Annotated in this window: 9 protein-coding genes; 4 read left to right on the top strand and 5 right to left on the bottom strand. The window is 68.4% G+C overall.

Annotated elements, in window-relative coordinates:
• A partial coding sequence (locus tag G3N99_RS28270) for an MFS transporter (protein WP_241011892.1) occupies positions 1–655 on the bottom strand: 655 nt, incomplete at its 3' end.
• Positions 656–878: 223 nt separating this feature from the next.
• Here G3N99_RS28270 and G3N99_RS28265 point away from each other — a divergent pair.
• Positions 879–1,796 carry a LysR substrate-binding domain-containing protein gene (locus G3N99_RS28265; protein WP_174985713.1) on the top strand — a complete coding sequence of 306 codons (918 nt, stop codon included), beginning with the start codon at positions 879–881 and terminating at the stop codon, positions 1,794–1,796.
• A gap of 48 nt (positions 1,797–1,844) precedes the next feature.
• Here the strand turns inward: G3N99_RS28265 and G3N99_RS28260 are convergent, their stop codons facing one another.
• Positions 1,845–2,237, bottom strand: a complete 393-nt coding sequence (locus tag G3N99_RS28260; RefSeq protein WP_241011889.1) for an MAPEG family protein — start codon at positions 2,235–2,237, stop codon at positions 1,845–1,847.
• Positions 2,238–2,657: 420 nt separating this feature from the next.
• Between G3N99_RS28260 and G3N99_RS28255 the strand changes: the two genes are divergently transcribed.
• The gene (locus G3N99_RS28255; protein WP_206124032.1) at positions 2,658–5,765 is read left to right on the top strand and encodes a transglycosylase domain-containing protein; all 3,108 of its coding nucleotides are present in this window, start codon (positions 2,658–2,660) and stop codon (positions 5,763–5,765) included.
• A 34-nt stretch (positions 5,766–5,799) separates the two neighbouring features.
• On the opposite strand, the gene G3N99_RS28250 is transcribed toward G3N99_RS28255, so the two are convergent.
• Positions 5,800–6,147 carry a GFA family protein gene (locus G3N99_RS28250; protein ID WP_174940310.1) on the bottom strand — a complete coding sequence of 116 codons (348 nt, stop codon included), beginning with the start codon at positions 6,145–6,147 and terminating at the stop codon, positions 5,800–5,802.
• Between the two features lie 155 nt (positions 6,148–6,302).
• Between G3N99_RS28250 and G3N99_RS28245 the strand changes: the two genes are divergently transcribed.
• Positions 6,303–6,548, top strand: a complete 246-nt coding sequence (locus G3N99_RS28245) for a DUF1272 domain-containing protein (RefSeq protein WP_069248784.1) — start codon at positions 6,303–6,305, stop codon at positions 6,546–6,548.
• Positions 6,549–6,575: 27 nt separating this feature from the next.
• On the opposite strand, the gene G3N99_RS28240 is transcribed toward G3N99_RS28245, so the two are convergent.
• Entirely contained in the window at positions 6,576–7,259 is a 684-nt protein-coding gene (locus G3N99_RS28240; RefSeq protein WP_050781594.1) for an FCD domain-containing protein, read from the bottom strand.
• A 163-nt stretch (positions 7,260–7,422) separates the two neighbouring features.
• Between G3N99_RS28240 and dgoD the strand changes: the two genes are divergently transcribed.
• A complete protein-coding gene (dgoD, locus tag G3N99_RS28235; protein ID WP_011353101.1) occupies positions 7,423–8,571 on the top strand; it encodes a galactonate dehydratase in 1,149 nt (382 codons plus the stop codon).
• A gap of 147 nt (positions 8,572–8,718) precedes the next feature.
• Here the strand turns inward: dgoD and G3N99_RS28230 are convergent.
• Positions 8,719–9,217: CopD family protein (locus G3N99_RS28230; RefSeq protein ID WP_241011888.1), on the bottom strand; the 499-nt coding region annotated here is incomplete at its 5' end.

Genomic DNA, 9,217 nt, shown 5'->3' with positions numbered 1-9,217 from the left:
GCTGTTCGATCGCGTTGAAGCGCGCGCGCAGGTAGAGGCCGACCGGCGCGATCAGCACGCCGAGCAGGAACGGCACGCGCCAGCCCCACGATTCGAGCGAGGCCGTGTCGAGGAAATACGACAGCAGGAAGCCGACGAACGAACCGGCGAGCGCGGCGGCGCCCTGGCTCGCGAACTGCCAGCTCGTGTAGTAGCCGCGCTCGCCGGCCGGCGCGCGCTCGGCGAGCAGCGACGTCGACACGCCCACCTCGCCGCCGGCCGAAAAGCCCTGCAGCAGCCGCGCGGCGACCACCAGCACGGGCGCCGCCACGCCGATCTGCGCATAGGTCGGCATCACGCCGATCATTCCGGTACCGATCGCCATCGTGACGAGCGTGAGGTTCATCGCCGGCACGCGGCCGAAGCGGTCGGCAACGAGCCCGATCACGACACCGCCGATCGGCCGCGCGATGAAGCCGACACCGAAGGTCGCGACCGACATCAGCAATTGCTGCTGCGCGGAGACCGCCGGAAAGAAGAGTTTGCCGAGCAGCACCGCGAAGAAACTGAACACGGTGAGATCGAAGAATTCGAGACCGTTGCCGATCGTGATCGCGACAATCAACTGACGATTGGACGGGGATGCGGCAACGTTGCCGACATGCCCGCCGAACATGCTGTCCGCTCGGGGCGCCTTCATGAAGGTGTGTCTCCGTACTGGTTGTGCGTGTCGTGTGCGCGGCCCTTTCGACGGCCTGCGCATGCAGTCTAGGCATTCAAAAACCGCGGCCCGGAGCGACATTTTTCGATCGTGATAACGCACGGTTATCGCGTGCTTCGATTGCGGCGGCGCGGTGTAGGATGGGAGCGTCGCCACTGCCGCCGCGCCCCGCCACGCCGTGAAACACCACCAGCTCCGGGCGCTCGCCGCCATCGCCGAACACGGCAGCCTGCGCGCGGCCGCACGCGCGATCCACCTGTCGCAGCCCGCACTGACGAAAGCGATCCGCGAACTCGAACTCGATCTCGGCGTGCCGCTCGTCACGCGCAACGCGCGCGGTGCGCAGCTCACCCGTTTCGGGCAGGCCGTCTATGCGCGCGCGCGGCTGATCCTCGCGGAGATGCAGCACGCGCGCGACGACGTGATCCAGTTGTCGGGAGGCAAGGAAGGCGCGCTCGCCTGCGCGCTGACGCCGCTGATGTCGCTCGGCTTCCTGCCGGCCGCGCTCGACGCGTTCCGGCAGCGGATGCCGACGATCCGCCTCGACGTACGCGAAGGCTTTCTCGACACGGCGCTGCCGCGCCTGCGCGACGGCTCGCTCGACTTCGTGATCGCGATCGTCGACGCGACGCGGCTGTCGCCCGAATTCACGTTCCGGCCGCTGCTCGAATCGGAACTGATCCTGATGACGCGCGCGAGCAATCCGCTGCGTCACTGCACGTCGCTCGCGCAGTTGCAGGACGCGCAATGGATCCTCAACACGTCGCCGGAAAGCATCGGCCGGCTGCTGCAGGACGTGTTCGTCGCGCACGGCTATCCGGCGCCGCAGCCGATCGTCGAATGCACGTCGTTCAGCGCGGCGTTTTCGCTGTCGGTGCATACCGACACCGTGTCCTGCGTGCCGCAGAGCTTCATGGAGGTCGACTGGATTCGCGAGCGGATGGTCGCGATCGACATCGAGGAGACGATTCCGGCCGTGTCGGTCGGTGTGCTCACGCGCCGCGATGCGCTGAACACGCTTGCCTGCGACTACCTGATCCACTGCTTCGTCGAGGCCGTACGCCGGCACGATCGCGCGAAGCTGCTGTGGCGATGACGGCGCGGGCCGCATGACGCGGCGCCACGCGTCACATGGCGGTGCCGCTCAGACGAACAGCGCGATACACAGCGCGGCGCCGCACAGATACGTGCCGAGCGCGCCGACGAAACGCACGGGATTCGGGTTGGCCATCGTCGGCCACGCGAGCAAGCCGATCACGAGCAGGCAGCGGCACGCGGTCGCCGCGACGATCAGTGCCAGGATCGCGCGCGATGGATCGTGTGCGCCGAAGTAGAGAAACAGCACCGCGAGAAACGGCGCGTATTCGGCCGTGTTGCCGTGCGCCCGTACGATCTTGTGCAACCCGTTCGCCGGATCGGGCGCACACCCGGAACCGGTGGTGCACCGGAAGCGCGTGACGGACACGACGAGCCCGAGCCCGAACAGCAGCAGCCCGAGGATGGCCGTGCAGACGAGCGCGACGGGATGGATCGGCATGGGACTCCCGGCAAAAGCGGAAAGGCGCCGCACATCCGACGATCGTACCCGCAGCCGACACGCGCGGCTATCACGGAAACCCGCAGCATCGCCGCGCGCCGGACACAATTTTACGGCCGGGTTCCGATCCTAATTGTCGCTGCGCCGCACCGCACGAAACCGGTGCATTGCCCGCCAGCCCGGCTGTCCGGGCCTGCCCGCCGACACCCCCGTCACACGGATGCTCCGGCACGAAACGCGCAAACGTTACGCTGCGGCGACATGCACCGCCGCAGCGCAACGCAGGTTACAGCGCGTCGCAGGCACGCGCGTTGCGTCGACGCATCTCGGTAGTGAACGCCCTTGGCAGCCCGCTGCGGAGGACTACACTAATCCTTAATGGGGTGCGGCCGGAGCCCGTACCTTCAGGGAGACGCCGCCATGAATCGGCCGCTGAATCGTATCCTGCCGCGCGTGACCGGTCCCGCATCGGTCTGGACGTGGGTCAAGTGGTCTTTGCTGGCCGCGCTGCTGATCGCCGTGGCGATCGTTGCGCGACTCGTGCAGAGCGAAATCGAAACGTCCCGGCTGCAGGCGCATTACCTGTCCGAGCTCACCCGCGACGTCGGCTACACGGTCGAGACGGGCCCGAGCGATCACATCCGCTTCCCCGCGAACGGCCCGTACGACCAGCGCCTCGGCTACTCGATGATTCCGGCGTTCCAGGAGCGGCTGCTCGCGCGCGGCTTCGTCGTCGGCAAGCAGGCGCGCGATTCGCAGCGGATGCTGTCGCTCGGCGATCGCGGGCTGTTCCTCCCGTTCGAAGAGAAGGACCAGGCGGGCCTGATGCTGTTCGACTCGACCGGCGCGCCGCTGTTTGCGACCGTGTTCCCGCAGCGCGTCTACGCCGACTTCGACATGGTGCCGCGCGTGGTGGCCGATTCGCTGCTGTTCATCGAGGATCGCTACCTTCTCGACGCGAACGAACCGAACCGCAACCCGGCGATCGACTGGGGGCGCTTCAGCCGCGCAGTCGCCGACCAGGCGCTGCACGTCGTCAACCGCCATCAGGCGCGCCCGGGCGGCAGCACGCTCGCGACCCAGATCGAGAAGTTCCGCCATTCGCCCGAAGGCCGCACCGCGACGCCGCCCGAGAAGCTGCGGCAGATCGCGTCCGCGTCGGTGCGCGCGTACCTGAACGGCCCGCAGACGATGCTCGCGCGCCGCACCATCGTCGTGCGCTACCTGAACTCGGTACCGCTCGCCGCGCGGCCGCATATCGGCGAGATAACCGGCATCGGCGACGGTCTCGCCGCGTGGTACGGCCGCGACTTCAACGACGTGAACCGCATCCTGTCCGCACCGACGACCGGCGACAACGTCGACGAGCAAGGCAAGACGTTCCGCGAGGTGCTGTCGCTGATCATCGCGCAGCGCGCCCCGTCGTACTTCCTCAATCGCGGCTATCCGGCGCTGCAGAAGCTGACCGACAGCTACCTGCGGCTGCTGTCGACGGGCGGCGTGATCTCGCCCGCGCTGCGCGACGCCGCGCTGGCCGCGGAGATCGAACGCAGCGCGCCGCCGGCCGCCGCGCACGTGCAGTCGTTCGTGTCGCGCAAGGCCGTGACGTCCGCGCGTGCGTCGCTGCTGTCGGCGCTCGGCATCAGCGACCTGTACCAGCTCGACCAGTTCGACCTGCAGGCGACCAGCACGCTCGACAACGGCGTGCAGCAGGCGGTCGCGGAACGGCTCGCCCAGGCGTCGACGCGCGACGGGGCGCAGAAAGCCGGCCTGTACGGTTTCGAGATGCTCGCGCCGAAGGACGACCCGTCGCACCTCACGTACAGCTTCACGCTGTACGAACACCGCAACGGCGCGAACCTGCTGCGCGTGCAGACCGACAGCGTGAATGAGCCGTTCGACGTCAATCGCGGCGGCCGCATCAACCTCGGCTCGACCGCGAAACTGCGTACGCTGATCACCTACCTGCAGATCGTGTCCGACCTGCATGCGCGCTACGCGAACCTGTCGAACGCGGAGCTGGCGCGCGTGAAGCCCGACCCGATCGACGGGCTGTCGCACTGGGCGCTCGACTACCTGTCGCATACGCGCGACCGCTCGCTGCAGGCGATGCTCGACGCGGCCGTCGAACGCAAGTATTCGGCGAGCCCCGACGTGTTCTACACGGGCGGCGGCGCGCAGGTGTTCTCGAACTTCGAAAAGTCGGACAACGGCCGCATCCTGACGCTGCACGCGGCGTTCGAGCATTCGGTCAACCTCGTGTTCGTGCGGCTGATGCGCGACATCGTCCACTACGAGACGCTGCAGGCGGCCGGCCCGTCGTCGTCGTGGCTCGGCGACCCCGAGCAGCGCCAGCATTACCTGCAGCAGTTCGTCGACGGCGAAAGCCAGGTCTACGTGAAGCGCTACTACACGCGCTATGCGGGCAAGGCGCCCGACGACGCGCTCGCGCTGATGCTGAAGGACGTGCGCAAGTCGCCGCCGAAGATCGCGACGGTGCTGCGCAGCGTCGCGCCGAACGAATCGCTCGCGTGGTTCGATGCGCAGATGCGCGTGCAACTGAAGGGCACGCCGGCCGCGACGCTGTCCGACGACGATCTCGCCAAGCTCTACGCGAAGTACGCGATCGACCGCTTCAACCTCAACGATCGCGGCTATATCGCGAGCGTGCATCCGCTCGCGCTGTGGACGCTCAACTACCTGCGCGCGCACCCGTCGGCGTCGCTCGCCGACGTCCAGCGCGACAGCCATGATGCGCGTTTCTACACGTACTCTTGGCTGTACAAGACGCGCTACCACGCGACCCAGGACCGCCGCATCCGGCGCATGGTCGAGCTGCGCGCGTACGCGGAAATCACGAAGGCGTGGCGCGCACTCGGCTACCCGTTCGCGGAAGTCACGCCATCGTACGCGGCCGCGATCGGCGCATCGGGCGACCAGCCCGACGCACTCGCGAAACTGATCGGCCTGATCGCGAACGGCGGCCAGAAGGCGCCGACCGAGACGATCACGCGACTCGACTTCGCGAAGGGCACACCGTACGAAACGCGCTTCGTGCGCGCGGTCGCCCAGCCGCAGCCGATGCTGTCGCCGGAGATCGTCAACGTGGCGCACACGCTGCTGCGCGACGTCGTGCTCAACGGCACCGCGCGCCGTCTCGCCGGCGGCTTCACGCTGCCCGACGGCAAGACGCTCGACGTGTACGGCAAGACGGGGACGGGCGACCAGCGCTTCAACGTCTATGCGCGCGGTGCGCGGCTGATCGAGTCGCGCAAGGTGAACCGCAGCGGCACGTTCGTGTTCGTGCTCGGCGACCGGTTCTTCGGGGTCCTGACGGCGACGGCGCATGAGCCGTATGCGGCGCGCTACGACTTCACGAGCGCGATGGCCGTGCAGTTGCTGAAGTCGATGGCGCCGGCGCTCGCGCCGCTGATCGAACGCCCGGCCAGCACCGGCACGCGCACCGCGGGCCCCGCCCCGCAGGCGGAAACGCCCGCACCGGGCGCCGCTGCCGCGCGACCGTCCTGACGGCCGCGCGTCCGTTCATGCGCCGACGCGCCGCTCAGTGCGAGCGGCCGTCGTAGTGCGTGACCGGCAGCGCGTCGATGTCGACATCCTCGAGACAGCGCACGTTGATCGCGGCCATCGCGGTGCCGTTCGGGTGAACGCCCTCGCCGAACGTGTGAATCCCGCAGCGCTTGCAGAAGCGGTGCTTGATCACGTGCTTGTTGAACATGTAGGTGGCGAGAGGGTCGTCAGGCGTGAGGAGTGTCATGTGGTCGCGCGGCACGAACCACATCAGCGCGCCCTTGCGCTGGCAGATCGAGCAATTGCACGCCATCACGCCCTGCAGGTCGCCTTCCGCCTCGAACTTCACATCGCCGCAGTGACAGCTTCCGCGATAAAGCATGGTCGTCTCCCGGTGCGGCCCGTGCGCATCGACGGCGCCCCGGCGGAACACCGTTGGCCAGGCCGATCCAAGCGGGTACAGTAGCGCGCACATGCGCCACACGCAATGCCCGTGCGGCGCCCGTCCCGACCCCGTCCACACCAAGGAAAACCGTCATGCTCGAACTGCGCCCCGGCTGCGAATGCTGCGACAAGGATCTGCCGCCCGATTCGGCCGATGCACGCATCTGTACGTTCGAATGCACGTTCTGCGCGACCTGCGCCGACGACGTGCTGAAGGGCCGCTGCCCGAACTGCGGCGGCGACCTGGTCGTGCGCCCGCGGCGGCCGGCGAGCCTGCTCGCGAAATACCCGGCGTCCACCGAACGCATCCACAAGCCGGGCGGCTGCGCGAACGCCTGACGGCGCCGCACGGCCCGCCCCACCCCGTCACGACATCTCGATCCGTGCGCGCGTCACCGCGAGCAGCGCTGCCATCGCGCGGCGCGCACCGTCCTCGTCGCGCACGCGGATCGCGTCGCTGACGGCCGTGTGCTCGGCGAGTGACGCGTTGTACACGTCGGCACGGCGCGCATTCAGATGCAACTGCGCCTCGAGCGTGCGATCGATCAGCGTGCCGAGCGGCACCAGCAGTTCGTTGCCGCCGGCCTCGAGCACGCTCAGGTGAAAGCGCAGGTCGGCGCGCACCCATTCGTCGACGTTGCGCGCGGCGGCCATCGCACGCGCCGCGCCGTCGATCGCGTCGAACGTTTCCGGCGTATGCATGCGCGCGGCGAGCGCGGCCGCGTAAGGCTCGACCATCTCGCGCATCTCCTGCAGCTTCAGCGCGAACGCGAGCGGCGGTGCAACACGCGCGTACCAGTCTAGCAAGTCGGCATCGAGCAGGTTCCATACACCGCGCGGCCGCACGCGCGTGCCGATCTTCGGCCGCGACTCGACGAGCCCCTTCGACGTAAGCGTACGCAGCGCCTCGCGCATCACCGTGCGGCTCACGCCGTACATCTCCATCAGGTCGGGCTCCCTCGGCAGCAGCGACTCGGGCGGGTAGTCGCCGCGCAGGATCGCCGTGGCGAGCCGGAAGGCCGTCTGTCCATGCAGGTCGCGTCGAATGATCGTTCTCCGTTATGCCGGTGCCCGGGCGTGCCGGCTGCCCACTATCTGCACAATAGTGCTATTAATACTATTTTTTATCGGGCTGCGCTAGGATAACCGTGAAAGCACGCGACCGTGCGCCGCGCCCGACTGCCCGCGCCGGTCAACCCTGGAGACCCGCATCGTGAAAATCACCCGCCTCGAAACCTTCGTCGTCCCGCCGCGCTGGCTGTTCCTCAAGATCGAAACCGACGAGGGCATCGTCGGCTGGGGCGAGCCGATCGTCGAGGGCCGCGCACACACGGTCGAGGCCGCCGTGCAGGAGCTGGCCGACTACCTCGTCGGCCGCGATCCGCTGCTGATCGAGGATCACTGGCAGGTGATGTATCGCGCGGGCTTCTACCGCGGCGGCCCGATCATGATGAGCGCGATCGCGGGCGTCGACCAGGCGCTGTGGGACATCAAGGGCAAGCATCACGGCGTGCCCGTGCACGCGCTGCTCGGCGGGCAGGTGCGCGATCGCATCAAGGTGTATTCGTGGATCGGCGGCGACCGGCCGAGCGACGTCGCGAACAATGCGCGCGCGGTGGTCGAGCGCGGCTTCAAGGCCGTCAAGATGAACGGCTCCGAGGAGCTGCAGATCGTCGACACCTACGACAAGGTCGAGCAGGTGATCGCGAACGTCGCGGCGGTGCGCGACGCGGTCGGCCCGCACGTGGGGATCGGCGTCGACTTCCACGGGCGCGTGCACAAGCCGATGGCGAAGGTGCTCGCGAAGGAGCTCGACCCGTACAAGCTGATGTTCATCGAGGAGCCGGTGCTGTCGGAGAATGCCGAGGCGCTGCGCGACATCGTCAACCAGACCAACACGCCGATCGCACTCGGCGAGCGGCTCTACTCGCGCTGGGATTTCAAGCACATCCTCGCGGGCGGCTACGTCGACATCATCCAGCCCGACGCATCGCACGCGGGCGGCATCACCGAGTGCCGCAAGATCGCGACGCTCGCGGAGAGCTACGACGTCGCGCTCGCGCTGCACTGCCCGCTCGGCCCGATCGCGCTCGCCGCGTGCCTGCAGCTCGACGCGGTCAGCTACAACGCGTTCATCCAGGAGCAGAGCCTCGGCATCCACTACAACCAGGGCAACGACCTGCTCGACTATCTGCGCAACCCCGAGGTATTCCGCTACGAGGACGGCTTCGTCGCGATCCCGCAGGGCCCGGGGCTCGGCATCGACGTGAACGAGGAGAAGGTGCGCGAGATGGCGAAGACGGGGCACCGCTGGCGCAACCCGGTGTGGCGTCATGAGGACGGCAGCGTCGCCGAGTGGTGAGCGCAACGCGCGGCTGCGACCCGTGCGGCAAGTATCGATTCGAGAACGGCTGCCCGACGGGCAGCCGTTTTTGCTTGCGCGGTGTGACGCCCGGCACGTGCCGGGTGCGCGACGGCGGCCTTGCGCCGCGCCGCGCGAGCACTGCCGTCAGCCGAGGGCCGCGAACCCCGGCACGCTGAACGACAGCACGGCGGCCGCGACGAACACGCCGATCATCGTCAGCGCTTCGAGATGCAGGATGTTGCGGAACGTGTGCGCGTCCTCGGTCGACGCGGTGCGGCGCAGGCGCGGCAGCGCCGCGAAGCGGTTCAGGCCGCCGAGCACGAGCGCGAGCGCGACGAGCAGCAGCTTCAGCAGCAACACGCGCCCCCACGTGCTGCCGTCGAGCGGCGCGAGCGAACCGCCGAGCCCGCGGATCGCGTTGAGCGCGCCGGTGCCGAGCACAAAGACGACCGCGATGATCGACGTGCGCGACAGGTGCTGGCCGATGCGGATCAGCGCACCGCGCGCGACCGACGAACCGAGCGCCGGCAGCACCGCGAGCCCGCCCGCGAGCACGAGACCGCCCCACACGGCGGTTGCGAGCAGGTGCAGCGTCTGCACGCCGACCGCCGCTGACAACGCACCCGTATCGGCCGCATGGCCA

This window comes from Burkholderia sp. Ac-20392 (assembly GCF_017104585.1).
Classification (GTDB): domain Bacteria; phylum Pseudomonadota; class Gammaproteobacteria; order Burkholderiales; family Burkholderiaceae; genus Burkholderia; species Burkholderia lata.
This window is presented reverse-complemented; position numbering and strand designations above follow the sequence as displayed.

Excerpts from the sequence above, each read along its gene's own strand:
- G3N99_RS28260 (WP_241011889.1), bottom strand. The coding sequence starts at position 2,237 with ATGCCGATCCATCCCGTCGCGCTCGTCTGCACGGCCATCCTCGGGCTG.
- G3N99_RS28255 (WP_206124032.1), top strand. The coding sequence starts at position 2,658 with ATGAATCGGCCGCTGAATCGTATCCTGCCGCGCGTGACCGGTCCCGCA.
- G3N99_RS28250 (WP_174940310.1), bottom strand. The coding sequence starts at position 6,147 with ATGCTTTATCGCGGAAGCTGTCACTGCGGCGATGTGAAGTTCGAGGCG.
- G3N99_RS28245 (WP_069248784.1), top strand. The coding sequence starts at position 6,303 with ATGCTCGAACTGCGCCCCGGCTGCGAATGCTGCGACAAGGATCTGCCG.